Here is a 25,304-nt window from a genome sequence, read left to right on the forward strand (position 1 = left end):
CACCCGTTCCCATACCGAACACGGAAGTTAAGCTCTTCAGCGCCGATGGTAGTTGGGGGTTTCCCCCTGTGAGAGTAGGACGCCGCCAAGCTTTTCAAAGGATCAGTTCCAGTCGGAACTGGTCTTTTTTGTATTTTAAAAAAGGAACAAACACTCGATCTGGCATGGATACATATACTAAACTATCATCTAAAACATTCTTAATTTTGTATACAATTGAAAGCGCTAGGGCATACTGAAGCTATAAGTGGAGGTGTCACAATGAGCAAAAAAGAGCGAGAAGCAATTTGTTTGATTTGTGAAGAGAAAAAAACAAAGGGAATTTATTTATATCATCAGTTTTTATGCCGAGATTGTGAACGGAAGTTAATTTCTACATCAACCTCGGATCCTAGTTATGCTGATTATGTAAGAAAGCTTAAAAATCTTCATACGCCGCCTTTGTATTCATAGACCATTAGATGGTCTTTTTTTATGGGCAATCGGGGATTGGGCCTGTTTTTTGGAACTTAGTTTGGACATCAACCGTAATAAATAATAAGATAAACAGAGAGCCTGATTATTCATAGGAGTCGATGAACATGAAATCAATTTTTTACACATTTGTATGGGCCGTTCTCTCTACTCTTTTTTCGCTGGTGATTTTAACTGTCAGTATTGGTGTTTTCCATCATCATGTTGGATTGTCGATACTGTATGCGATGATTGGGTGGGGTGTGATGTTTGCAGGAAGCCGATGGGCTGCCTTCCAGTTGTTTTTGAAGAAACACGGACTGTCTCGCAGTGATTATGTATATATTAAACAGCACTTAAAAGAAGCTGGGCAAAAGCTGGTTCGTTTGAAGAAAGCTTTATTTGCTGTGAAGAACGTACAGACGATCAAGCATAATTATGAAATTCTTCGGCTTGCACGACGCATCTATACGATAACAAAAAAGGAACCGAACCGGTTTTATGATGCACAGCGGTTTTATTTTGAGAGTTTAGATTCTGTTGTTGAATTAACTGAGAAATATGCACTGCTGTATAATCAGCCGAATCGTAGCCATGAGCTTGAAATGACATTAAGCCAAACTCGAGTCACGCTGACTGAACTGCAAAAGCAATTAACGAATGATTTACAGCAAGTTTTAGGAAGAGATATAGAAGCACTTCATATTGAACTTGAAGTGGCCGATAAAATGATTAAAAAATAGACATGAAAGGAGTCAAACTCGATGAAACCAGAAGATCCAGTCATACCACCAGCCCCATCTACTACAGATCTTCCGTTTCGGGTGTTTGATACCTTATCTGATGAGGAAAAGCAGGAGGCGCTACAGCGAGCTGAGAAGATCCCTGACCATCCACAAAAACTGCTTTTCTATGGCACACGTGTGCAGGAACGATTGTTAGAACAATCAAAACAAATGATGCAATATGTGGAGAAAAAAGATATTGACCAAATCGGAGACGTTCTAGAAGCTTTTTTACAGCAACTGCATTTAGTGGAGCCAGAGGATTTATTGCCAAAGAAGCGAGGCTTTTTTTTAAGGTTATTTCAGCGAGAAAAGCGTTCTACTCAGGAGATCATATCTCGTTTTAAACAAGCAGAAGCACAGATAGAGAGATTGTCAGCAAGGCTTCGTTACGCAAGAGGCGTGTTAATTTCGGACCATAAGTTATTGGAGCGTTTATTTGAAGAAAATCAATCATACTTTCAAGAGATGACGTTACAGGTTGCAGCAGTTGAAGCAAAATTGACGCTGTTAGAGCAACATGCCCTAACAGAATCACAGTCACATGATCGGACATTAGAGGAACAATTGATGAGTCGGGAAGTCGATGAAGAAGAATATATGGAGAGATTAAAAGAACGGAAGTATGATTTGTTGTTGAGCCGTCAAATCGCACTGCAATGTAATGCCCAAATTCGAATGATTCAGCATACAAACCATACATTAGCCAATCATATTCAATCAACTGTTTCCGCATCAATTCCTTTATGGATCAACCAAATGTCGATTGCGTTCAATCATATTCAGCAGCGAGCCAATTCAGCGCTTGAGCAGCGTATCCAGCAAACATATGAACAGGTATCGAAGCAGCAAGGACAGCTGATTGAAGATGCATCCTTAACGCCTATAGATACGTTGAAAAAGGTTCAGCACCAATTGGCCGAAACATTGCAGGAAACGTTGCAGGTAAAAGAACATGGGAGCCAAGAACGAGCTCAATTAAAAAGTAGCATGCATGAGGCAGAGCAGAAGCTGGTGAATCATAAACCAATAAAGGAATGAGAATCCATCTTTCAGTTCACTTGTTTGAACGTTATAATAGATATAAGATATCGTTTAAGTGAAAAGGGTCGATTTGTTTGAAAACACCTTTATATACAGCATTATCACAACATGCGGAAAAGAAGCCCTATTCTTTTCACGTTCCGGGACATCACAATGGAGATGTCTTTTTTGATGAGGCACGGTCCTATTATGCATCCATTCTTCAGCTGGATGTGACAGAACTTGAAGGTCTAGATGATCTTCACCATCCGACTGGGGTGATTCAAGAGGCAGAGGATTTATTGGCAAAGCTATATGGAGCTAAACAAAGTTTTTTCCTTGTGAATGGCACAACCGTTGGCAATTTGGCGATGGTGATGTCTGCGTGTCAGGCTGGGGAGGGCATTTTCGTTCAGCGAAATTGTCATAAGTCTGTGTTCCATGCGATTGAGCTTGCGGGAGCGACGCCTATTATGTTAGAAACTGAGAGTGATCCGCACTTGCACGTCCCAACTCATGTGACGGAGGAAACAGTTAAACAAGCTATGGCGACACATCCTAACTGCCGGGCAATCGTTTTGACATATCCGAACTACTACGGACATGCAGCTGATTTATCAGGACTCATTCAAATGTGTCATGAAGCTGGCATCATTGTATTAGTTGATGAGGCACATGGTGCTCATTTTGTATTAGGCGGTGCCTTTCCTCCATCTGCCCTTTCCTATGGAGCAGACGTGGTGGTACAATCAGCACATAAAACCCTTCCGGCAATGACAATGGGGTCTTATCTCCATCTTCAAGGAGACCGAATTGATATGAAGCGGATAAAGACGTTATTAACGATGCTTCAAAGCAGTTCACCTTCCTATCCAATTATGGCTTCGTTAGATGTGGCGAGAGCTTATGTGGAGGAGTTGAAGGGAAAAGGGTTAATGGACGAAATCCTGAGAGACTTGGCAAAGCTGAAAGCACAGTTCAATATGATTTCCAATCTCGAAGTGGTTGAGTCTGACTCTTTACCTATGGATCCATTAAAATGTGTCATTCGTTCAACAAAAGGGCTGACAGGCTATGAACTCAAAAAGGTGCTTGAGTCGGTGGATGTTCATCCAGAACTTGCGGATGAACATCAAGTCTTACTCGTTTTTGGTCTAAGGCAGACAAAGGACATTCCTTTTACAGCTATAGAGCAGGCTCTTCAGCAAAGTGATTCATTGCTTGTAAAAAAAGAACCTCAAACGGGATCGCTCTTCTTAGAGGACGATCAGCAAAAGCGAGATGTAGAAGCTGTTCCATTCGAAAAAGCAGTTGGCCGGATTAGTGCAGAATCGGTCATTCCCTATCCGCCTGGCATTCCTTTGATGATTAAAGGAGAACCGATTGAATCAGATCAAATTGCGACGTTAAGCCGTTTGCTTGGGCATCAAGTTCATGTGCAAGCAAGTCAGGTGATTCACCAGAGAAAATTATATGTTTATATAGAAGAGGAGACACTATGAGCGGTATGTTTATTACGTTTGAAGGGCCTGAGGGTGCTGGAAAAACGACAGTGATTCGAAAAGTGTACGAAGAAATGGAACGTCAAGGCTATGCAGTGATGGCGACACGTGAGCCTGGAGGCATTGACATTGCAGAGCAAATTCGTGAAGTCATTTTAAATGAAAAAAATACAAAAATGGACGCAAAAACAGAGGCATTGCTTTATGCAGCAGCTAGAAGGCAGCATTTGGCTGAAAAAGTAGAACCGGCATTGAAGCGGGGGGAAACTGTTTTATGTGATCGTTTTGTCGACAGCTCCCTTGCTTATCAGGGCTATGCGAGAGGGCTTGGGATTGAAGAAGTCAAATCCATTAATGATTTTGCCATTGATGGTACGATGCCGCAAATGACCATTTACTTTTCCATTACACCAGAGGAAGGTCTAAAGCGAATTGATGCCAATCAAGGAAGAGAAAAAAATCGATTAGACATGGAAACATTGAATTTTCATCAAATGGTCAGAGAAGGATATGAGCTGCTGATTGCGCAATCACCAGAACGATTCCGTGTAGTAGATGCGTCTCAGCCTGTTCAGGATGTCTTTAATGAGGTGTTTCAGCTGATTCAGGACACATTAAAGAAAAATCAAATATGACCTCATTCCCAATCGTTGTTATAATATAGAGGAAGACATCGGCATGTCACCTGTGCCTAAAATGAAGGAGGCCAATCAAATGAAATTAATTGTTGCCGTTGTACAGGATCAAGATAGCAGCAAGTTATTGAAAATATTGACCGAACATCAATTCGGCGTGACAAAATTAGCTTCGACTGGTGGATTTCTAAAGTCTGGGAATACGACTTTTATCATTGGTTGCGATGATGTCCGAGTGGATAAAGCGTTACAGCTAATCAAGGAAAATTGCCGTAAACGTGATCAAATGATCGCGCCTGTATCACCAATGGGTGGAAATGCAGATTCATATGTACCATACCCTGTTGAGGTTGAAGTTGGTGGAGCTACCGTCTTTATTCTGCCAGTTGAACAATTTCATCAATTTTAAGGATGGGTTGCTGTGAAAATTAATCAAGATATGCGGCTGCTTTTAGAAAAGCGTGAACTTCAAGCGATGAAAGGAAGCCAAACTTCAGCATCGTTTAAATCATCGATGGAGACACAAAGCGGTAAAATGCGTTTAGAGCAGCTGACAGTCATGCTGAGCGATATCGAAGTCTTCGGCAAGAAACTGACAAAGTCACGAAACCTTAAAGATTTGGCTAAGTTTAAAGGACTTGTGAAACGCTTTGTAAAAGAAACAGTCGATAATGGATTAAATATAGAGACATCAAGGAGCTTTGACATTTATGGCAACACACGAACACTCGCTTTAGTCAAAGCATTAGATGAAAAGCTGATTGAGTTAACAGAGGATATGATGAATCAAGAGAAACCCTCGATTGATTTGCTTGAACGTATTGGAGAAATAAAAGGTTTATTGATTAACCTTTACACATAGAGAGTGATAACATGGCAATTAGCTGGGATGACATGAATGATCTACAGCCGCGCGTCATGCGGCTGATTTTTAATAGTATTGATAAAGACCGACTGGCTCATGCTTACTTATTTGAAGGAAAAAAAGGGACAGGAAAGCTAGATGCTGCGATGCTTTTAGCGAAGAGCTTTTTTTGTTTGGAAGCAGGAGTGAAACCATGCGAGTCCTGTCAAAACTGCAAAAGAATTCAGTCTGGCAACCATCCAGATTTACATCTAGTGCAGCCTGACGGTCAATCAATTAAGAAGGCGCAAGTGCAGGCTTTGCAGGAGGAATTTACAAAAGCAGGCGTAGAATCGCATCGGAAAATGTATATCATTCTCCATGCGGACAAAATGACGGTCAATGCTGCGAACAGTTTATTAAAGTTCCTAGAGGAGCCCAACCGGGAAACGATGGCAGTTTTAATCACCGAACAATCGCATAAAATGCTGGATACGATTATTTCAAGATGTCAGATGCTTAGCTTTCAGCCGCTGCAGCCGCAATCTTTGGAGCAGCAGCTTTTACAAGAAGGCGTGTCTCAGGATCTCGCAAGGCTTTTGTCGAATTTAACCAATAATTTAGCAGAAGCACTCGAATTAAGTCGAAATGATCAGTTTGCAGAGTCTAGAGCGAAAGTGATAAAATTGTATGAAGTCTTACACCAGCGAAAAGAACATGCATTTTTTTATATACAAGATCAATGGATGCCTTTTTTCAAAGAGAAAGACCTTCAAGAAACTGGTCTTGATATGCTTTTATTTATATATCGTGATGTATTGTCGATTCAAATAGGAAATGAAGATAAAGTCATTTATCAAGACTTATTCCAGACAATGAAGCAGCACGCGCTGCATTCCACACAGCAAATGGTGACGAATCAGATCCTTGCTGTATTAGAAGCGAAAAAGAGACTTCAATCCAACGTGAATGCCCAAGGGCTAATGGAGCAATTGGTGTTGATGTTGCAGGAGGGATAAGCTTGTACAACGTAATTGGTGTTCGCTTTAAAAAAGCGGGCAAAATCTATTATTTCGATCCTAATGGATTTCATATAGAAAATGATAGTTGTGTCATTGTAGAAACGGTTAGAGGTGTTGAGTACGGGCAAGTGGTCATCGCCAATAAAAAAGTAGATGAACACGATGTGGTTCTCCCTTTGCGTAAGGTGATTCGCGTCGCAGACGAACGAGACCGGCTCATCGTTGAGGAGAACAAAGAAGCAGCGATGGCAGCCTTTGACACATGTCTTCAGAAAGTAAGTGAACACGGCCTGGAAATGAAACTGGTCGATGTCGAATTTACATTCGACCGCAACAAGGTCATCTTCTATTTTACAGCGGATGGCAGAGTAGATTTCCGTGAGCTGGTCAAGGATCTTGCATCTATCTTCAAGACGAGAATTGAACTTCGTCAAATCGGTGTAAGAGACGAGGCGAAAATGCTAGGCGGCATTGGTCCGTGTGGACGTATGCTTTGCTGTTCAACTTTCTTAGGAGATTTTGAACCTGTGTCCATTAAAATGGCAAAAGATCAAAACCTCTCGTTAAACCCTACCAAAATTTCAGGGCTTTGCGGTCGTTTGATGTGCTGCTTGAAATATGAGAATGATGAGTACGAAACAGCAAAAGAACAATTACCGGACATCGGTGAAACGATTCAGACGTCTAATGGCTCTGCAAAGGTAGTAGGGCTTAATATTTTAGAACGAATTTTGCAAGTTGAATTAACCGGGCAAGAAAAAGTGATAGAATATACTTGGGAAGAATTAATACAAGAAGGCGTTGTATCTGCACAAACAACTGAGTAACGAGGTGTGCCACCTTGGATAAAAAGGAACTATTTGATACGGTGATTAATTTAGAAGAACAAATCGGTTCTCTTTATCGCCAGCTAGGTGATTTGAAAAATCATATCGGTGAAGTGATTGAAGAAAATCACCAGCTGCAGATGGAGAATCAGCACTTGCGTGAACGTCTGGATCAATCCGATCGAGATAAATCGTCTGAGGCAGAGCATGATTCTGCCCAGAAGCCAAGTCATTCTGATATAGGAGAAGGTCATGATAACCTCGCTCGTTTATATCAGGAGGGCTTCCATATTTGTAATGTACATTATGGGAGCATTCGGAAAGAGGGAGACTGTTTGTTCTGTCTGTCATTTTTAAATAAAAAATGAGAAAAGGCTTCCGCTGAATCGGGAGCCTTTTTCACAGGAAAAGAAAGGATACATCATGGTTTCGTTAAGAGAAGATGAACGTTTAGACTACTTGCTTGCAGAAGATATGAAAATTATACAAAGTAAAACGGTGTTCGCCTTTTCATTGGATGCAGTGTTATTAGCAAAATTTGCGTATGTGCCGATTCAAAAAGGGGAGATTATTGATCTTTGTACGGGAAATGGCATTGTTCCATTGCTGCTTTCGACGAGATCTAAAGCCTCTATTACAGGGGTTGAAATTCAAGAACGCCTGTTTGATATGGCAAAGAGAAGTGTGGCGCATAATCAACTGGAGCAGCAGATTGAGTTGATCCATGGTGATTTAAATGATATGCCTAAACGGTACGGAAACCACAAAGTAGACGTGATTACTTGTAATCCGCCATATTTTAAGACTCCTTCTAAGGATGAAATCAATGAAAATGAGTATTTGGCGATTGCACGTCATGAGATTCATTGTACATTAGAAGATGTCATTCGTGTTTCTTCCACTTTGTTAAAGCAAGGAGGCAAACTGGCAATGGTTCACCGCCCTGGACGGCTGCTTGAGATTGTTGAAATGATGAAGAAATATCGAATTGAGCCAAAACGAATTCAATTTGTATATCCGAAACAGGGAAAAGAAGCGAATACCATTTTAGTGGAAGGGATGAAAGATGGAAAACCGGATTTGAAAATCCTCCCGCCGCTTTTTGTTTATGGAGAAGACCAAGAGTATACAAAAGAAATCAGGACGATACTGTATGGAGAAGCATAGTCATTATTTCTATGTATTGAAATGTGCAGATGGCAGTTTGTACGCTGGGTATACAAATGACTTACAAAAAAGGCTGACTGCCCATAATAGTGGGAAGGGTGCAAAGTATACGAGAGCTAGACGGCCGGTGGAACTCTATTACCACGAATGCTTTTTAACCAAAAGAGAAGCCATGCAACAGGAATATCGTTTCAAAACGTGGACACGTCGAAAAAAGGACATGTATATAGAAGAAAAGCGAATCAAAAAGGAGGCGGCACATGAAAAAGACACAGAAAAGCTTTGATGGTCAATCAGAAATGGGGATTCTTTATCTCGTACCAACCCCGATTGGAAACTTAGAAGATATGACGTTTCGAGCGATACAAACGTTAAAAGATGTAGACTATATTGCCGCAGAAGATACGAGACAAACGAAAAAGCTTTGTCATGTCTATGAAATTGATACCCCATTAACGAGTTATCATGAACATAACAAAGATAGCAGTGGTCACAAGTTAATCGAATGGTTAAAAGAAGGAAAGAACATTGCACTCGTGAGCGATGCCGGTTTACCGACGATCTCTGATCCAGGAGCCGAAGTGGTTCGCGACTTTACGAACATCGGAGGCTATGTCATTCCGTTACCTGGTGCAAATGCAGCACTTACGGCGCTCATTGCGTCAGGAATCGCACCTCAGCCATTTTTCTTTTACGGTTTTCTTGATCGTCAAAAAAAGGAAAAGAAAAAACAGCTGGAAGCATTGAAGAAACGCCAAGAAACAATTGTTTTCTATGAAGCGCCCCATCGGTTAAAAGAAACGCTGACTGTGATGAAAGAAGTGTGGGGGAACCGGAATATTGCCATTACGAGAGAACTGACAAAGAAATTTGAAGAGTTTATTCGTGGAGATTTAGAATACGCGCTGACCTGGGTGACAGAACAACAAATCCGTGGTGAGTTCTGTCTCGTTGTACAAGGAAATGATCAGGATGAAGAAGAACTGAATGAAGAAGCTTGGTGGAATTCTTTATCTGAAAAAGAGCACGTGATCCATTACATAGAGGAAGGGTTAACGTCAAAAGAGGCTATTAAACGTACAGCGGTTGAACGTGGTGTGCCAAAGCGAACGATCTATGATGCGTATCATATTGAACAATAAAGAAAGGTTCTTGCAAACGGTGCAAGAACCTTTTTATATAAAACTTATTTTTGTGATTGAAGTTGGTTTTGGATTTCGTTAATGATTTGCTCTGCACCTTCACGGCTAAGAACTAATTTACCATTAGCAAGTTTAAGGTTATCGTCTGATACTTCACCTGTTACTTGGCAAGTCATGTTTGGTTTATATTTTTTTAGGATAATTTTTTCATCATCAACATAAATTTCCAAAGCGTCTTTTTCTGCGATTCCTAACGTACGGCGAAGCTCGATTGGAATCACCACGCGTCCTAATTCGTCAACTTTACGTACAATACCTGTAGATTTCATCTTCATTCTCCTCCCAAAAAGTTCTTATTCTTAATATAATATTATCTTCGTCATTATTCGACAAATTCCTTACATTCCTAGCATAACAAGGTTTCCATAAATCGTCAATCATTTTGTTTACTATTGTTTGTAAAATATGACTCTTAAAGTCAAAGGACCTTGAAACTACCGGTGTATAAGGATTTTTCAGAATTTATCTATAAAAATATGAAAAATGACGATAACAGATTAACAAGACTTTTGCCCTAATTTAGCCAATTGTAAATCTGAAAATAGATTTCATACGACAATATTCGACAAAATGTCGACAGGTTTGTCGTTTTTTTCGAAAAACTCCTCTTTTTCGATCTTTTCATCTTGTTCTATGTATATATGCTTGATCTTAAAGGCTAAGATGGTATCATAGAGGAAGCACAAGCGCAACAAATAATTGAATAATGCACATTTTAATGATTTCATAACCGCTCTCGTCCATTGGGCGGGAGTTTTTTGACATTTACACACAAGCAGGAGGTTCCGACATGCCGGAAAAGAAAAAAACGTTTTATCTGACTACACCAATTTACTATCCGAGCGGAAAATTACATATTGGACATGCTTATACGACAGTGGCAGGGGATGCCATGGCTCGATATAAACGTCTGCAAGGCTATGATGTGATGTATTTAACGGGTACAGATGAGCACGGACAAAAAATTCAGCAAAAAGCTGAAGAACAAAATATTACACCGATTGAGTATTTAGATCCGGTCGTTGCTGACATTAAATCATTATGGAAGAAACTCGACATTTCAAACGATGATTTCATTCGTACAACGGAAAAAAGACATACGAAAATCATTGAGCAAGTCTTCCAAAAGTTGCTTGATCAAGGAGATATTTATTTAGATCAATATGAGGGCTGGTACAGTATTCCTGATGAAACATTCTATACGGAAACACAGCTTGTTGATGTTGAGCGAAATGAGAAAGGGGAAGTCATTGGAGGGAAAAGCCCAGACAGTGGACACCCTGTTGAATTGATTAAAGAGGAATCATATTTCTTCCGTATGAGTAAGTATGCAGATCGCTTACTAGACTATTACGAAAAGAACCCGTCGTTCATTCAGCCTGAATCAAGAAAGAATGAAATGATTAATAACTTCATTAAACCGGGGTTAGAGGATTTAGCTGTATCAAGAACAACCTTTGATTGGGGCATTAAAGTACCTAATAATCCGAAGCACGTCATCTATGTATGGATTGATGCGTTATTCAACTACTTAACAGCGATTGGCTACGGAACCGATCAAGATGAAAAATATAAAAAATATTGGCCTGCCAACGTACACCTAGTTGGGAAAGAAATTGTACGATTCCATACAATTTACTGGCCAATTATGCTGATGGCACTTGATCTGCCGTTGCCAAAACAAATTTTTGCACATGGCTGGCTGCTCATGAAAGATGGCAAAATGTCTAAATCAAAAGGGAACGTAGTAGATCCTGTTACGTTAATTGATCGCTATGGTCTTGATGCTCTTCGTTATTACCTGCTACGCGAAGTCCCATTTGGTGCAGACGGTGTGTTTACACCAGAAGGATTCGTGGAACGTGTAAACTATGACCTTGCCAATGATTTAGGGAACTTACTTAACCGTACAGTGGCGATGGTGCAAAAATACTTCGACGGTACATTAAGCAGCTATAAGGGACCAGTCAATGAGTTTGATGAGGAACTAAAAGCTGTAGCTGAACAAACGGTGAAAGCTTATGAAGAAGCGATGGAGAACCTCGAATTCTCGGTGGCTCTTTCAAATGTTTGGACATTAATCAGCAGAACGAATAAATATATTGATCAAACAGCTCCTTGGGTATTAGCGAAGGATGAAACAAAACGAAAAGAACTGCATTCTGTGATGTACCATTTAGCAGAATCACTTCGAATCACAGCTGTATTGTTAACACCATTCTTAACAAAAACACCTGAAAAAATCTTCTTCCAGCTTGGAATTGAAGAAGAGAAACTCAAAAGCTGGGAAAGCATTCTTTCTTTCGGTGCGATTCAAAAAGCGACGGTACAAAAAGGTGAGCCGTTGTTCCCTCGTTTAGAGGTTGAAGAAGAAGTGGCATACATTAAAGAGAAGATGCAAGGAAGTGCGCCTAAGGTAGAAGAAGAGTCAGTTGAAATAGAAGAAACTGAATTACCTGAACTGGGTGCCGAAATTGCCTTCGATGATTTTTCGAAAGTTGACCTTCGTGTAGCACAAGTATTGGAAGCAGCACCAGTGAAAAAAGCTGACCGTCTCTTAAAGCTTCAGCTTGATTTTGGATTTGAAAAGAGACAAATTGTCTCAGGGATTGCCAAGCATTATCAACCAGAAGAATTGGTAGGGAAGAAGCTCGTCTGCGTAGCGAATCTCACACCAGTTAAACTAAGAGGGGAAATTTCCCAGGGAATGATTTTAACTGGAGAAACTGGTGGTAAATTGCAGGTTCTTGAAGTAGATCAATCTCTAGCAAATGGAACAAAAATTTTATAATTCAACAAAGGTGTTCCACGTGTAACATTTCGTCGAACACCTTTTGTTTTTCAGAAGAATTGTCGAAAGGAGAAATCAACCATGTTATTTGACACACATGCCCACTTAAATGCTGAACAATATAATGAAGACTTAGAGCAGGTGATTGAAAGAGCCAAAAGTGAAAAGGTAGAGAAGATTGTGGTGGTCGGGTTTGATCGTCCAACCATTACGAGAGCGATGGAGCTAATTGAAGCATATGATTTTATGTATGCAGCCATCGGCTGGCATCCCGTTGATGCCATTGATATGACAGATGAAGATTTGGCTTGGATCAAAGAATTATCTCAGCATGAAAAGGTTGTTGCCATTGGAGAAATGGGTCTAGATTACTATTGGGACAAGTCGCCTAAAGATGTGCAAAAAGAAGTCTTTAGACGTCAAATTGCTCTTGCAAAAGAAGTGAATCTGCCAATTATCATTCATAACCGTGACGCTACGGAAGATGTAGTGACGATCTTAAAAGAAGAAGGAGCGGCAGAAGTCGGAGGAATTATGCACTGCTTTACTGGCAGCCTCGAAATTGCAAAAGCGTGTATGGAAATGAACTTTTATATCTCATTCGGTGGACCTGTGACATTTAAAAATGCGAAAAAACCGAAAGAAGTTGTAAAGGATATTCCAAGTGATCGTCTTCTGATTGAGACAGACTGCCCGTATTTAACTCCAGCGCCATTTAGAGGGAAACGAAATGAGCCGAGCTATGTGAAATATATCGCAGAACAAATTGCTGAATTGCGAGAAATAAGCTTTGAAGAGCTTGCTGCATTGACAACAGAAAACGCGAAAAAAGTTTTCCGTATAAACTGACAGTATATGATGTCAATCCTTGTTTAAGCTTGTCCAATTGTGAAACATAACGAAAAAGTTCTACACGTTTGCGCCTCCTCATAGGATAAGTTGTCGATAAGTCTTTCTTCCCTTCCTTCCAAAAATCTCCCATAATAGATTTACAATCGAGCATTTTTGTACAGTGGGTGGAAGGGTTGACAGGTTTTGAGATACTCTATATAATCTCTCCGAGGAGAAGGAGGCGTTTTTCATCGTACAAAAAATGAAAAATCTGTTTTCTGTCAAGCTAGGAAAAGGCAAGGTTTTATTTCTAGTCGCTTGCTTGCTTTTAGCTGGAACTGGGACGGCTTACGGTGCGCATGAGCTCACTAAGCAGTCTATTACCATTTCAATCAATGGCAAAGAGAAGACAATTCGTACACATGAAGAGACAGTAGCACAGCTGCTTTCAGACCTTGGAATAAGGACCAGGGCGGAGGATCATATCTCTCCAAGTCTAAATACAAAGATTCAAGACAACATGAACATTGTGTATGATGCGGCTATACCGGTTCATCTCACCCTAGATGGGAAAGAGAAAACGATATGGACAACAGATCAGACGGTTGGAGCATTATTGAAGAATGAGAAGATAGATATTGGGAAGCACGATCAAGTAACTCCAGGAAAGAATGACAAGATTAAAAAGAATATGGATCTTGTGGTTCAGCAGGCCTTCCAGGTCAGCTTAAACGATGGAGGAAAGGATAAGAAAGTGTGGACCACTTCGACTACGGTCGCTGACTTTTTAAAGCAACAAGAGCTGAAGCTCAAGAAGCACGATAAGATCAAACCTGCGTTACATAGTCACCTTTCTAAAAAAAGCGCAGATGTGAAGATCACTCGGGTGGAAAAAGTCACCGATGTAGTGGAAGAGAAAATTGCTTTTGATACCAAACATAAAAAGGATCGATCTCTTGAAAAAGGAAAAGAGAAGGTGCTTGAAAAAGGTGAAGAAGGTAAATTGAAGAAGCACTATGCCATTGTGAAAGAAAACGGCAAAGTGGTGTCTAAAGAATTAATTAAAGAGGTTACTGCAAAAGACAGTAAGGATCGTTTAGTGGCCGTTGGTACACAAGTGTCCAAGAAAGGACCTAAAGCGTCACCTGCGGTTTCAAGAAGTAATGAATCGTCAGGAAAAGAGTTCTATGTGACGTCCACAGCCTATACAGCGGGCTGTGCTGGATGTACGGGCAGAACGTCTACAGGCTTTAATTTAAAAGCAAATCCAGGTGCAAAGGTCATAGCAGTTGATCCGAGTGTCATTCCGCTGGGCTCTAAAGTGTATGTGGAAGGCTATGGGTATGCCGTTGCATCAGACACTGGATCTGCTATAAAAGGGAATAAAATTGATGTGTTCGTCCCAAGTAAGTCGGCAGCTTATCAATGGGGGAATAAACGAGTGAAAATTAGAGTGCTCAAATAAACACATCAAATCATTTATATGAACAGAGGGCTTTGCGCACCCTCTGTTTTTTTGGTTATAATAGAAGCACTGTTTTCTAATTAATTAGACGCAAAAACAGCATGGAAGGTTTCATTTTTTGACAAAAAAATGTAGATTGTTTTTGCAAGCGGAGGAATACATGAAAATCAAAGAAATCATTGTGGTGGAGGGTCGTGACGACACTGCTAGAGTAAAGATGGCAGTTGATGCAGATACGATTGAAACGAATGGATCTGCCATTGGCGATACAGTCATTCAACAAGTGCGTCTTGCTCAGGAGACGAGAGGGGTTATCATTTTAACTGATCCTGATTTCCCTGGGGAAAAGATCCGTAAAACCATCGCAGAGGCTGTCCCTGGCTGTAAGCACGCCTTTTTACCAAAACACCTTGCGAAAGCGAAGCGGGACAAAGGAATTGGTGTCGAGCATGCTTCCTTGGATAGTATTCGAGAATGCCTTGCACATGTCCATGAGGAAATGGAAGAATCAGAAAGCGAGATTACGTTAGACGATTTATTTGACGCAGGCCTTATCGGAGGCGAAGCATCAAAACGCCGCCGCGAACGATTAGGTGTGCTTTTAAATATAGGATATACAAATGCGAAGCAGCTGCAAAAGCGTCTTCACATGTTCCAAATAACGAAAGAGGATTTTATTGCGGCCTTAAAGACCGTCATGCAGGAGGAAGCCGATGAATAAAGATATTGCGACGCCCATCAGAACGAAGGAAATACTGAAGAAGTACGGTTTCTCTTTTAAAAAGAGCTTAGGGCAAAACTTTTTAATTGATACGAATATTTTAGATCGCATTGTCGATCATGCAGAGATTACGGATGAGACCGGTGTGATTGAAATTGGCCCTGGTATCGGTGCGTTGACTGAACAGCTCGCTAAACGGGCAAAGAAAGTCACGGCTTTTGAAATCGACCAGCGCTTATTGCCGATTTTAAACGATACGCTTTCTCCATATGATAATGTCACCATTATTCATCAAGACGTATTAAAAGCAGATGTAAGAAAGGTGATTGAAGAACAATTTGCTGACTGTAAAGAAGTAATGGTCGTAGCAAACCTTCCTTATTATGTGACGACACCAATTATTATGAAATTGCTTGAAGAAAACCTTCCATTGAAAGGAATCGTTGTCATGCTGCAAAAAGAAGTAGCAGATCGCATGGCTGCTGTTCCTTCATCAAAAGAATACAACTCTTTGTCGATTGCAGTGCAATTTTATACAGAAGCGAAGACGGTCATGGTTGTGCCGAAAACGGTTTTCGTCCCACAACCAAATGTGGATTCAGCGGTAATCAAACTAACTGTTCGTGAAACGCCTGCGGTCTCAGTAGACAATGATACGTTTTTCTTTCAACTGATTCGTGCGAGTTTTGGCCAGCGCCGGAAGACATTGATGAATAACTTGATGAACAATCTGCCAGATGGTAAGAAACATAAAGCTATCATTGAAGAAGCCCTTGTAACAGCTGAGGTTGATGGGAAACGCCGCGGTGAATCATTGTCAATCGATGAATTTGCCCGTTTGTCCAATGTTTTACACAAAGCCCTCTCATAAGGGCTTTTCAGCGCGTGTAGACAAACCCTCGCATTCGGTGTCAGTCCTGCGCGCTGGTGCTCACGAATGTCAAATTCGCTCCGCGTCAGTACTCGTCCTTCCTAGACTGCAAAGGTTTTCTATCACGCTGAAAAGAAGACAAGGCCCTTTCATAAGGGCTTTTTTCTTTTGGTTTTCACCACTTCACCTGTTCAGGCATAGGCTAGAAAGAACAACACGCCTGAAAGAAGAACAAGTGTAGCGTAAGACGATACCAACAGGATAAGAGCCTGATTGTGGAGTGAAAAGCATGCAATTTCAAATAGGAGATATGGTGACGAGGGCATCCTATCAGATGGATATTATGTTTCGTATCATTCGAATTGATGAGACAGACCAGCACGAAGCCACCGCCATTTTGCATGGGAATGAAGTGAGGCTGATTGCCGATGCGAAGATGTCAGATTTGGTCTTGATTCAAAAAGAGGAGCAGCTGACAAGAGAGAAGGACGATGAACGGAAAATTAACGAATCGCTCGACTTACTCAGGCAAGATTATCAGCTGCTTCGTGAAAAACAAGAGTATTATACGTCTGGACAATATCAGCATCAGGAGCAGTATTTTCATATGCCCGGAAAGGTTCTGCATTTAGATGGAGATGCTTCATACTTAAAGAAATGCTTAGATGTATATGAAAGAATCGGTGTACCTGTGTATGGTGTGCATTGCCACGAGAAGAAAATGCCAAGCATGATTGATTCATTAATTGATCAATACCGGCCTGATATTTTGGTCATCACAGGACATGATGCGTATTCTAAACAAAAGGGCGGTGTACACGATATCGGTGCATATCGTCACTCTCGTCATTTCGTTGAAACGGTTCAAAAGGCAAGAAGGAAGGTTCCGCATTTAGATCAGCTCGTGATCTTTGCAGGTGCCTGCCAATCTCATTTTGAATCATTAATTCAAGCAGGTGCTAATTTTGCAAGCTCACCCTCACGTGTCAACATTCATGCACTTGACCCCGTCTATATTGTTGCCAAGATCAGCTTCACTCCATTTGTAGATCGAATCAACGTGTGGGATGTGCTCCGAAATACGCTGACGAGAGAAAAAGGTCTCGGAGGGATTGAAACAAGGGGTGTTTTAAGGGTAGGTATGCCATATAAAAGAGACCATGAATCGACATAACCCGACTGATTTCAGTCTGGTTTTTTTTATGCTCAAAAAGAAATTTCATATGAATACATAATTCACCGGAATTTGAGAAAAATAGGGAGGAGAAAAGGTAGAAGTTTGTCAAAATTATTTTGTTGACAATGGCTCGTGTTGGTTGATATAATTTAATTTTTATTTGACAAAAATGGGCCGTTGTTGTATAATTATCTCAGTGAGGTGGATGCAATGGCGAAGACTTTGTCCGACATCAAAAGATCGCTTGATGGTAACTTAGGTAAACGTTTGACGTTAAAGGCTAACGGAGGCCGCCGAAAAACAATTGAGCGTTCGGGCATTTTAGCTGAAACGTACCCTTCTGTTTTTGTGATTCAATTAGATCAAGATGAGAATTCGTTTGAAAGAGTTTCTTACAGTTATGCAGATATACTGACTGAGACGGTCGAATTAACATTCGATGATACCGCTAGCTCAGTCGCCTATTAATGGGCAGTGAACTTTTTGTTTACTGCTTTTTGTTTTGCCTTTTTTTCTGTATGGGAGGCTGTCCATTATTTGAAAGGGGTAAAAGGCAGGAATCGATGCAAAATAAGAAAGCCACAAATGAGTGGCGATGATTCGAATTCTCGACCAAAGGGGCTGTTTCGTTTGGGTAGACGCCGAGGCATTATGTCAGATGAGTTCAAATACGAGCTGGCGAAGGATCTTGGATTTTATGATACCGTCAAAAATGGAGGCTGGGGAGAGATTCGTGCGCGTGACGCAGGAAATATGGTCAAGCGTGCCATTGAATTAGCTCAACAGCACATGGCTCAAGAAGAGAATCAACGATAAAGAAATGATCAGGGATACCTCGGGTGTCTCTGGTCTTTTTTGCTTGAAAAAGTGAGTGTGCTGGGGGCAAAAGCCAATATTCATCAGATCCATCAAATGTGATACAATATTGATACTTATGTTTAGATGGAGAAGTAGGTGAAATGTTTGCGTATTTTAGAAAAAGCACCGGCAAAAATTAATCTCTCACTTGATGTTCATGGAAAAAGACCGGATGGATATCACGAAGTGGAGATGGTGATGACAACAATAGATCTTGCAGATCGACTAGAGCTGACGGAGCTGGACAAAGACGAAATCCGTGTATCATCTCATAATCGTTTTGTGCCAGATGATCAACGGAATTTGGCTTATCAGGCAGCTAAATTATTAAAAACAAGATTCGGTATTCAAAAAGGCGTATCGATTGTCATCACAAAAGCAATTCCCGTCGCAGCAGGTTTAGCTGGAGGTAGCAGTGATGCCGCAGCAGCGCTTCGCGGCTTAAACCGTTTGTGGAAGTTAAATCTCACGTTAGATGAACTAGCTGAGCTTGGAGCGGAGATCGGCTCAGATGTCTCTTTTTGTGTACACGGAGGGACAGCGCTAGCGACAGGACGTGGAGAGAAACTAAAGCATATTGCGACACCGCCGCATTGCTGGGTGATTTTAGCGAAGCCGGTGATTGGGGTATCTACAGCTGAGGTCTACAGACAATATGACGCAAGCAAAGTAGAACACCCAAATGTACAGCGTATGATTGAAGCAATTGAAGCGAAAGATTATAAAGAGATGTGCGGCTCACTCGGTAACGTGTTGGAATCTGTGACATTAAAGATGTATCCGGAAGTCGATATGATTAAGAGACAGATGAAGCGTTTCGGAGCAGATGCTGTATTAATGAGCGGCAGCGGGCCAACTGTATTTGGCTTGATTCAATATGAATCGAAGGTACAAAGAATATATAACGGACTGAGAGGATTTTGTGATCAGGTTTACGCTGTCCGCATGATCGGCGAACAAAATACCCTTGATTAAATCCGTATATTAAGTTATATTATTCATAAATTATTCGGGTTCTGGGGGTAAGTTCATGAAGTTTCGTCGAAGCGGCAGATTGGTGGACTTAACAAATTATTTGTTAACCCACCCGCACGTACTAGTACCTTTAACTTTTTTTGCAGAGCGATATCAATCTGCGAAGTCCTCTATTAGTGAAGACTTAACGATTATCAAACAGACCTTCGAACAGCAGGGAATAGGGACTTTACTTACTGTACCTGGCGCTGCTGGCGGAGTGAAATATATTCCAAAGATTCATCTAAAAGAAGCAGACGAAGTCGTCAACGATATCGGAGAGGCATTATCAACTCCTGAACGTGTGCTTCCTGGCGGTTATTTATATTTAACTGATGTTTTAGGCAATCCATCGATTCTTGCGAAAATCGGTAAGCTTTTTGCGACCATTTTTTCGGATCGACCGATTGATGTTGTCATGACTGTTGCGACGAAAGGTATTCCGATTGCCTATTCTGTTGCAGGTTATTTAAATGTGCCTGTTGTGATCGTTAGAAAAGATAATAAGGTAACTGAAGGATCAACTGTGAGTATTAATTATGCATCAGGTTCTTCTAACCGAATTCAAACCATGTCACTTGCAAAGCGGAGCTTAGATAAAGGATCCAATGTGTTGATTATTGATGACTTTATGAAAGCAGGCGGAACCATTAATGGCATGATGAATCTTCTAGAGGAATTTAATGCAAATGTTGCAGGGATCGGTGTTTTATTAGAAGATGAAGGCGTAGATGAACGTCTTGTCGATGAATATGTATCACTTTTAAAGCTTTCAACCATTGATATGAAGCAGAAAATCATTGAGATTAATGAAGGTAATTTCCACGAGTTTTTTCATTCGAAAGCTTAAGCTTTGATCAAACATGTATTTGAATGGGAGAGATTGATATGACAAAAGTTGTTCAAACCAAAAACGCGCCAGCAGCCATTGGACCTTACTCTCAAGGGATTATCGTCAATAACATGTTTTACAGCTCAGGGCAGATTCCGTTAACGCCAGCTGGAGATTTTGTGAATGGAGATATTAAAGAACAAACACATCAAGTGTTTCATAATCTTAAAGCCGTCCTTGAAGCAGCGGGTGCTTCCTTTGAAACAGTCGTGAAAGCAACGGTTTTCATTAAAGATATGGAACAATTCGCTGAAGTGAATGAAGTGTACGGTGAATACTTCCATACACATAAGCCAGCTCGTTCATGTGTAGAAGTAGCCAGACTTCCAAAAGATGCACTTGTAGAAATTGAAGTTGTGGCATTAGTGAAATAAACAGGCCATCTCTTTGGAGGACGTTTGGTTTCATTATATGTATGAAAAGACATCATCATGATGTCTTTTTTTCACGAAGAGAATGTAAGCGCCGTCACGAAGATGACAAAAAATGTATAAATATCCCGATATTTCAAAAAAAGTTTAAAAAAAGAGCAGGAGAATCACCACAATCGTTGAATACCTAATTAATGCTTTTATATTGGGAAAAGGTGGTGAACTACTGTGGAAGTTACTGACGTAAGATTACGCCGCGTGAATACCGATGGTCGCATGAGGGCGATTGCATCCATCACGCTGGACCACGAATTTGTTGTTCATGATATTCGTGTGATTGATGGAAACAATGGCTTGTTTGTTGCAATGCCTAGCAAACGTACGCCTGATGGAGAGTTTCGCGACATTGCACATCCAATTAATTCAAGCACTCGGGGTAAAATCCAAGATGCTGTTTTAAATGAGTATCATCGCTTAGGCGAAGAGGAAGAGACAATTGAATATGAAGAAGCTGGAGCTTCTTAAAGATATGTGAACCTAAAAAGACAGCTTTAAGAGAAAATGAATGTTTTCTTTTAAATGCTGTCTTTTTTGCGTTTTTTCTCTTGTTCCTTATGTCTCCCGTTCATTAGAAAATTAATGCACTTCCTCTTGTATCCTTGAAATCAGTCCTTATTTAGGATATATTTTTCTATGGATAATAGGGATATTGGAGGCCAATCAATGGATAAGCGGTTCGCAGTGATTTTAGCAGCGGGAAAAGGAACAAGAATGAAGTCAAAGTTATACAAAGTACTTCATCCAGTTTGCGGAAAGCCAATGGTCGAGCATGTGGCAGATCAAGCGTTAAAGCTATCTTTAGCCAAACTTGTGACGATTGTCGGTCATGGAGCAGAGGACGTCAAGAAGCAGCTTGGGGACAGAAGTGAATATGCACTTCAAGAAGAACAGCTGGGAACAGCACATGCCGTCAAACAAGCCAAATCGTTCCTCGCGCAGGAAAAGGGAACAACCATTGTCATTTGTGGAGATACACCATTATTGACAGCGGAAACAATGGAAGCCATGTTAAGCGAGCATCAAAAACAACAAGCGAAAGTCACGATTTTGACAGCACACGCGGATGATCCAACAGGTTATGGACGTATTCTTCGTGATGAAACAGGTGCTGTGGTAAAGATCGTCGAGCATAAAGATGCAAATGATGCTGAACGTCAAGTGAATGAAATTAATACTGGAACCTATTGCTTTTCAAATGAAGATCTCTTCCGTGTGATTGAGCAAGTGTCAAATGAAAATGCACAAGGTGAATACTATTTGCCGGATGTCATTGAAATTCTAAAGAATGAAGGACAGACGGTTGCAGCGTATCAAACACCGCATTTTGAAGAAACACTTGGAGTCAATGATCGTATCGCTCTATCACAAGCAGAGCAATTCATGAAGCGACGTATTAATCATCAGCATATGAAGAATGGTGTAACCTTGATTGATCCTGAGAACACGTATATCTCGCCAGATGCAGTCATCGGTGAAGATACAATGATTTATCCTGGGACGGTCATCAAAGGGAATGTAAAGATTGGTGCAGATGCCACAATCGGTCCGAACACTGAAATTGTTGATAGCGTAATTGGAGATCGGACAGTCATTAAGCAGTCTGTTGTCTGCGATAGTGAAGTTGGGGTAGATGTGACAATTGGACCGTTTGCTCATATCCGCCCATTGTCGAAAATTGGCGATGAAGTGAAGATCGGAAATTTTGTCGAAATCAAGAAAACAGTTTTCGGTGACCGAAGCAAAGCGTCTCATCTCAGCTATATTGGAGATGCAGAGGTCGGAACGGATGTAAACCTTGGTTGTGGATCTATTACAGTTAATTATGATGGGAAGAACAAATTCTTAACGAAGATTGAAGATGGCGCATTTATTGGCTGTAATTCAAATCTCGTTGCACCAGTCACTGTCGGAAAAGGGGCATATGTTGCAGCCGGTTCAACGGTTACAGAAGATGTACCGCAGAATGCATTGTCTATTGCTAGAGCAAGACAAGTCAATAAAGAAGATTATGTGAAAAATATTCATAAAAAATAATCCAAATACCCGGAGGTTTACCATGTCTAATCGTTATGCTGATGCGAATTTAAAGATATTCTCTTTGAATTCAAACCCTGAACTTGCCAAAGAAATTGCCGATCGTATCGGAGTTGATGTAGGAAAGAGCTCTGTTAAACGTTTTAGTGACGGTGAAGTCCAAATCAATATTGAAGAAAGTATCCGTGGCTGTGATTGTTATGTTATTCAATCTACTAGTGCGCCAGTCAATGAGCACATTATGGAGCTACTCATTATGGTAGATGCACTAAAACGCGCTTCTGCGAAAACGGTCAATATTGTCATCCCTTATTACGGATATGCACGTCAAGATCGTAAGGCGAAACCTCGTGAGCCAATCACGGCGAAGCTTTTTGCGAACTTACTTGAAACAGCAGGTGCTACACGTGTCATTGCACTTGATCTTCATGCACCGCAAATCCAAGGTTTCTTTGATATTCCAATCGATAACTTAATGGCTGTGCCAATCTTAACAAACTATTTCGAACAGAAAAACTTGAATGATATCGTTGTTGTGTCTCCTGACCACGGTGGTGTTACGCGTGCGCGCAAAATGGCGGACCGCCTGAAAGCACCAATCGCAATTATCGACAAACGTCGTCCGAAGCCGAACGTGGCTGAAGTGATGAACATCATTGGGAACATTGAAGGCAAAACGGCGATTCTCATCGATGATATCATTGATACAGCTGGTACGATTACACTTGCTGCAAATGCACTTGTGGAAAATGGAGCGGCTGAAGTCTATGCTTGTTGTACTCACCCAGTATTGTCTGGACCAGCAGTAGAACGTATTACAAACTCTAAAATTAAAGAATTAGTTGTGACAAACAGTATTCATTTAACAGATGACAAGAAAGTTGGAAAATTCATTCCGCTTTCAGTTGGGCCTTTGCTTGCAGAAGCCATCATCCGTGTACATGAAGAAGAATCTGTGAGCTACCTTTTCAGCTAATTTTCTGATTGAAAAAGGCCCTAGGCATCAGCTTGGGGTCTTTTTGCTGTGATAAATGAAAGACAAACATGTTTAAAATGATTCAGTTATGGGTATTTATGAAAGTAGTGACAAAAAAGAAATAGGATGGTGCTGAATATGGCAACTTTAAAAGCAAATAAAAGAACTGATTTCAAACGTTCCACACTGCAAAAAATCCGTCATTCAGGACACGTTCCTGGTGTCATATACGGAAAAAATATAGACAACCTTGCTGTTTCATTAGACAGTATTGATTTATTAAAGACATTACGTGATGAAGGAAAAAACACAATCATCACATTAGACGTTGGCGGTGAAACAAAATCTGTGATGGTAACAGAATTGCAAACAGATCCGTTGAAAAATGAGCTTGTCCACGCTGATTTCCAAGTGGTCGACTTACAGCGAGAAATTGACGCAGATGTACCTGTACAACTCATTGGCGAATCCAAAGGTGTAAAGGATGGCGGTGTGCTTCAGCAGCCACTATTTGAGCTATCCATTACAGCAAAACCAAAGGATATCCCGCAAAATATTGAAGCTGATATTACAAACTTAGAAGTAAATGACGTACTAACAGTTGGTGATCTGACTGTTCAATCTACGTATCAAATTAATAATGATCCAGAAGAAGTTGTTGCTTCGATCTTACCGCCTCAGCAATCAGAGGTTCCAGAGCCAGATAGTGAAGAGGAAACGCAAGAGCCTGAGGCCATTAAAGAAAAAGATGACAGCGAAGAATAACTGGTCAATTAGAGACGTAACCCTCCCGCGGTTACGTCTTTTGTGCTAGAATGAAAAGAATTCATACGTTTTGCATGAGGCAATCACATTGGCTCATTTTTTAGGCGTGTGCATGTGCGACAAAGGAGGTTATTGGTTTCATGATTGCGTTCGTTGGATTGGGTAATCCAGGAAAAGAATATGAAAAAACAAGACATAACGTCGGGTTTATGACAATAGATGAACTATCAAAAAAATGGGACATCCCATTAAATCAATCAAAATTCCATGGACAATATGGAACTGGGTTTGTTTCGGGGCAAAAGGTTCTACTTGTGAAGCCTCTTACATATATGAACTTATCAGGGGAATGTGTGCGTCCGCTGATGGATTACTATGATATTCCCCTTGAACATTTGAAGGTCATCTATGATGATCTTGATTTGCCAACGGGCCGGATTCGTTTGCGTACTAAAGGAAGTGCAGGCGGACATAACGGAATCAAATCGTTGATTCAGCATTTAGGTTCACCAGAGTTTGACCGATTCCGTATCGGCATCGGCCGTCCACAAAACGGCATGAAGGTCGTCGATTACGTACTAGGACGCTTCTCAGAGGAAGAACAGCCTGATATCTCATCTGCTATTCAAGCATCTGTTGAAGCTTGTGAAGCGGCTTTAACAAAGCCATTTTTAGAAGTGATGAATGATTTTAACAAGAAGGTATAAGAATGATAAGCAAAGCACATACTGATCATAAAATCTCAGCATGGGAGGATCACGTATGGCTTTGCACTATTACTGCCGGCACTGTGGTGTAAAGGTTGGCAGTCTAGATGAATCCGCTGTCCAAAGTGAAGCACTTGGATTTCATCACTTAACAAATGAGGAAAGAAACGATATGATTTCTTATAGGGAAAATGGTGATTTACATGTACAAACCATTTGTGAGGATTGCCAAGAGGCGCTCGAAAGAAATCCTGATTACCATCAGTATCATACCTTTATTCAATAAAAAGCTTTGGTGTAGATAATAGACC

Annotated in this window: 31 protein-coding genes and 1 rRNA gene; 31 read left to right on the forward strand and 1 reads right to left on the reverse strand. The window is 40.8% G+C overall.

Annotation, left to right across the window (positions count from 1 at the left end; genetic code table 11):
- The 14 genes from rrf to rsmI all read left to right on the forward strand — a co-directional run.
- Window positions 1–91 (forward strand): 5S ribosomal RNA (gene rrf, locus M2369_RS18315); the annotation flags it as partial.
- Window positions 92–261: 170 nt separating this feature from the next.
- Window positions 262–453, forward strand: a complete 192-nt coding sequence (locus M2369_RS18320; RefSeq protein ID WP_017359334.1) for a sigma factor G inhibitor Gin — start codon at window positions 262–264, stop codon at window positions 451–453.
- Window positions 454–581: 128 nt separating this feature from the next.
- Window positions 582–1,196, forward strand: a complete 615-nt coding sequence (locus M2369_RS18325) for a 5-bromo-4-chloroindolyl phosphate hydrolysis family protein (RefSeq protein WP_017359333.1) — start codon at window positions 582–584, stop codon at window positions 1,194–1,196.
- A 21-nt stretch (window positions 1,197–1,217) separates the two neighbouring features.
- Window positions 1,218–2,279 carry a toxic anion resistance protein gene (locus M2369_RS18330; protein WP_259255581.1) on the forward strand — a complete coding sequence of 354 codons (1,062 nt, stop codon included), beginning with the start codon at window positions 1,218–1,220 and terminating at the stop codon, window positions 2,277–2,279.
- Window positions 2,280–2,356: 77 nt separating this feature from the next.
- A complete protein-coding gene (locus tag M2369_RS18335) occupies window positions 2,357–3,763 on the forward strand; it encodes an aminotransferase class I/II-fold pyridoxal phosphate-dependent enzyme (protein WP_259255583.1) in 1,407 nt (468 codons plus the stop codon).
- Entirely contained in the window at window positions 3,760–4,398 is a 639-nt protein-coding gene (gene tmk, locus M2369_RS18340; protein ID WP_007496237.1) for a dTMP kinase, read from the forward strand. The genes M2369_RS18335 and tmk overlap by 4 nt, the downstream gene beginning before the upstream one ends.
- A gap of 79 nt (window positions 4,399–4,477) precedes the next feature.
- Window positions 4,478–4,807, forward strand: coding sequence for a cyclic-di-AMP receptor (locus M2369_RS18345; RefSeq protein WP_012008640.1), 330 nt, complete (start codon window positions 4,478–4,480; stop codon window positions 4,805–4,807).
- A gap of 12 nt (window positions 4,808–4,819) precedes the next feature.
- Window positions 4,820–5,260, forward strand: coding sequence for a YaaR family protein (locus tag M2369_RS18350; RefSeq protein ID WP_259255586.1), 441 nt, complete (start codon window positions 4,820–4,822; stop codon window positions 5,258–5,260).
- A gap of 11 nt (window positions 5,261–5,271) precedes the next feature.
- On the forward strand, window positions 5,272–6,261 hold the full coding sequence (holB, locus tag M2369_RS18355; protein ID WP_024719351.1) for a DNA polymerase III subunit delta': 990 nt from the start codon (window positions 5,272–5,274) through the stop codon (window positions 6,259–6,261).
- 2 nt (window positions 6,262–6,263) lie between these two features.
- Window positions 6,264–7,091, forward strand: coding sequence for a competence/sporulation regulator complex protein RicT (gene ricT, locus M2369_RS18360; RefSeq protein WP_024719352.1), 828 nt, complete (start codon window positions 6,264–6,266; stop codon window positions 7,089–7,091).
- Between the two features lie 14 nt (window positions 7,092–7,105).
- Entirely contained in the window at window positions 7,106–7,459 is a 354-nt protein-coding gene (yabA, locus tag M2369_RS18365; protein ID WP_007496228.1) for a DNA replication initiation control protein YabA, read from the forward strand.
- A 55-nt stretch (window positions 7,460–7,514) separates the two neighbouring features.
- Window positions 7,515–8,258 carry a tRNA1(Val) (adenine(37)-N6)-methyltransferase gene (locus tag M2369_RS18370; protein ID WP_017359328.1) on the forward strand — a complete coding sequence of 248 codons (744 nt, stop codon included), beginning with the start codon at window positions 7,515–7,517 and terminating at the stop codon, window positions 8,256–8,258.
- Window positions 8,245–8,544, forward strand: a complete 300-nt coding sequence (locus M2369_RS18375) for a GIY-YIG nuclease family protein (RefSeq protein ID WP_019744059.1) — start codon at window positions 8,245–8,247, stop codon at window positions 8,542–8,544. The genes M2369_RS18370 and M2369_RS18375 overlap by 14 nt, the downstream gene beginning before the upstream one ends.
- Window positions 8,519–9,400: a 16S rRNA (cytidine(1402)-2'-O)-methyltransferase gene (rsmI, locus tag M2369_RS18380; protein ID WP_039170319.1), complete on the forward strand. Its 882-nt coding sequence runs from the start codon at window positions 8,519–8,521 to the stop codon at window positions 9,398–9,400. The genes M2369_RS18375 and rsmI overlap by 26 nt, the downstream gene beginning before the upstream one ends.
- A 44-nt stretch (window positions 9,401–9,444) precedes the next feature.
- On the opposite strand, the gene M2369_RS18385 is transcribed toward rsmI, so the two are convergent.
- A complete protein-coding gene (locus tag M2369_RS18385) occupies window positions 9,445–9,735 on the reverse strand; it encodes a transition state genes transcriptional regulator AbrB (RefSeq protein WP_087975202.1) in 291 nt (96 codons plus the stop codon).
- A gap of 515 nt (window positions 9,736–10,250) precedes the next feature.
- Between M2369_RS18385 and metG the strand changes: the two genes are divergently transcribed.
- The 17 genes from metG to fin all read left to right on the forward strand — a co-directional run bounded on the left by metG (window position 10,251) and on the right by fin (window position 25,279).
- A complete protein-coding gene (gene metG / locus M2369_RS18390; protein WP_041506541.1) occupies window positions 10,251–12,251 on the forward strand; it encodes a methionine--tRNA ligase in 2,001 nt (666 codons plus the stop codon).
- An 81-nt stretch (window positions 12,252–12,332) separates the two neighbouring features.
- Window positions 12,333–13,100 carry a TatD family hydrolase gene (locus M2369_RS18395; protein WP_017359325.1) on the forward strand — a complete coding sequence of 256 codons (768 nt, stop codon included), beginning with the start codon at window positions 12,333–12,335 and terminating at the stop codon, window positions 13,098–13,100.
- A 244-nt stretch (window positions 13,101–13,344) separates the two neighbouring features.
- Complete coding sequence (locus tag M2369_RS18400) at window positions 13,345–14,547, forward strand: G5 and 3D domain-containing protein (RefSeq protein ID WP_259255594.1); 1,203 nt, start codon at window positions 13,345–13,347, stop codon at window positions 14,545–14,547.
- Between the two features lie 160 nt (window positions 14,548–14,707).
- Window positions 14,708–15,268, forward strand: a complete 561-nt coding sequence (gene rnmV / locus M2369_RS18405; RefSeq protein ID WP_008341876.1) for a ribonuclease M5 — start codon at window positions 14,708–14,710, stop codon at window positions 15,266–15,268.
- Window positions 15,261–16,139: a 16S rRNA (adenine(1518)-N(6)/adenine(1519)-N(6))-dimethyltransferase RsmA gene (rsmA, locus tag M2369_RS18410; protein ID WP_008341873.1), complete on the forward strand. Its 879-nt coding sequence runs from the start codon at window positions 15,261–15,263 to the stop codon at window positions 16,137–16,139. The genes rnmV and rsmA overlap by 8 nt, the downstream gene beginning before the upstream one ends.
- 289 nt (window positions 16,140–16,428) lie before the next feature.
- On the forward strand, window positions 16,429–17,313 hold the full coding sequence (gene yabG, locus M2369_RS18415) for a sporulation peptidase YabG (RefSeq protein ID WP_007496216.1): 885 nt from the start codon (window positions 16,429–16,431) through the stop codon (window positions 17,311–17,313).
- Between the two features lie 213 nt (window positions 17,314–17,526).
- Window positions 17,527–17,784, forward strand: a complete 258-nt coding sequence (gene veg, locus M2369_RS18420; RefSeq protein WP_003217979.1) for a biofilm formation stimulator Veg — start codon at window positions 17,527–17,529, stop codon at window positions 17,782–17,784.
- Between the two features lie 162 nt (window positions 17,785–17,946).
- Entirely contained in the window at window positions 17,947–18,132 is a 186-nt protein-coding gene (locus tag M2369_RS18425) for a small, acid-soluble spore protein, alpha/beta type (protein WP_017366434.1), read from the forward strand.
- Between the two features lie 147 nt (window positions 18,133–18,279).
- Window positions 18,280–19,149, forward strand: coding sequence for a 4-(cytidine 5'-diphospho)-2-C-methyl-D-erythritol kinase (gene ispE, locus M2369_RS18430; protein WP_017359321.1), 870 nt, complete (start codon window positions 18,280–18,282; stop codon window positions 19,147–19,149).
- A 55-nt stretch (window positions 19,150–19,204) separates the two neighbouring features.
- Window positions 19,205–20,038, forward strand: a complete 834-nt coding sequence (purR, locus tag M2369_RS18435) for a pur operon repressor (RefSeq protein WP_007496210.1) — start codon at window positions 19,205–19,207, stop codon at window positions 20,036–20,038.
- 38 nt (window positions 20,039–20,076) lie between these two features.
- A complete protein-coding gene (gene ridA / locus M2369_RS18440) occupies window positions 20,077–20,454 on the forward strand; it encodes a 2-iminobutanoate/2-iminopropanoate deaminase (RefSeq protein ID WP_008341860.1) in 378 nt (125 codons plus the stop codon).
- A 225-nt stretch (window positions 20,455–20,679) separates the two neighbouring features.
- Window positions 20,680–20,976, forward strand: coding sequence for a septation regulator SpoVG (gene spoVG / locus M2369_RS18445; RefSeq protein WP_008357439.1), 297 nt, complete (start codon window positions 20,680–20,682; stop codon window positions 20,974–20,976).
- 198 nt (window positions 20,977–21,174) lie between these two features.
- Window positions 21,175–22,545: a bifunctional UDP-N-acetylglucosamine diphosphorylase/glucosamine-1-phosphate N-acetyltransferase GlmU gene (gene glmU, locus M2369_RS18450; RefSeq protein ID WP_259255606.1), complete on the forward strand. Its 1,371-nt coding sequence runs from the start codon at window positions 21,175–21,177 to the stop codon at window positions 22,543–22,545.
- Between the two features lie 22 nt (window positions 22,546–22,567).
- Window positions 22,568–23,521 carry a ribose-phosphate diphosphokinase gene (locus tag M2369_RS18455; protein ID WP_003217907.1) on the forward strand — a complete coding sequence of 318 codons (954 nt, stop codon included), beginning with the start codon at window positions 22,568–22,570 and terminating at the stop codon, window positions 23,519–23,521.
- A 138-nt stretch (window positions 23,522–23,659) separates the two neighbouring features.
- On the forward strand, window positions 23,660–24,286 hold the full coding sequence (locus tag M2369_RS18460) for a 50S ribosomal protein L25/general stress protein Ctc (RefSeq protein WP_259255607.1): 627 nt from the start codon (window positions 23,660–23,662) through the stop codon (window positions 24,284–24,286).
- A gap of 140 nt (window positions 24,287–24,426) precedes the next feature.
- Entirely contained in the window at window positions 24,427–24,993 is a 567-nt protein-coding gene (gene pth, locus M2369_RS18465; protein WP_007496201.1) for an aminoacyl-tRNA hydrolase, read from the forward strand.
- 55 nt (window positions 24,994–25,048) lie between these two features.
- On the forward strand, window positions 25,049–25,279 hold the full coding sequence (gene fin, locus M2369_RS18470) for an anti-sigma-F factor Fin (protein ID WP_003217967.1): 231 nt from the start codon (window positions 25,049–25,051) through the stop codon (window positions 25,277–25,279).
- Window positions 25,280–25,304: the final 25 nt, after the last annotated feature.

The sequence above is a fragment of the Bacillus sp. JUb11 genome (assembly GCF_024807925.1).
In the GTDB taxonomy this organism is placed as follows: Bacteria; Bacillota; Bacilli; order Bacillales; family Bacillaceae; genus Bacillus; species Bacillus altitudinis.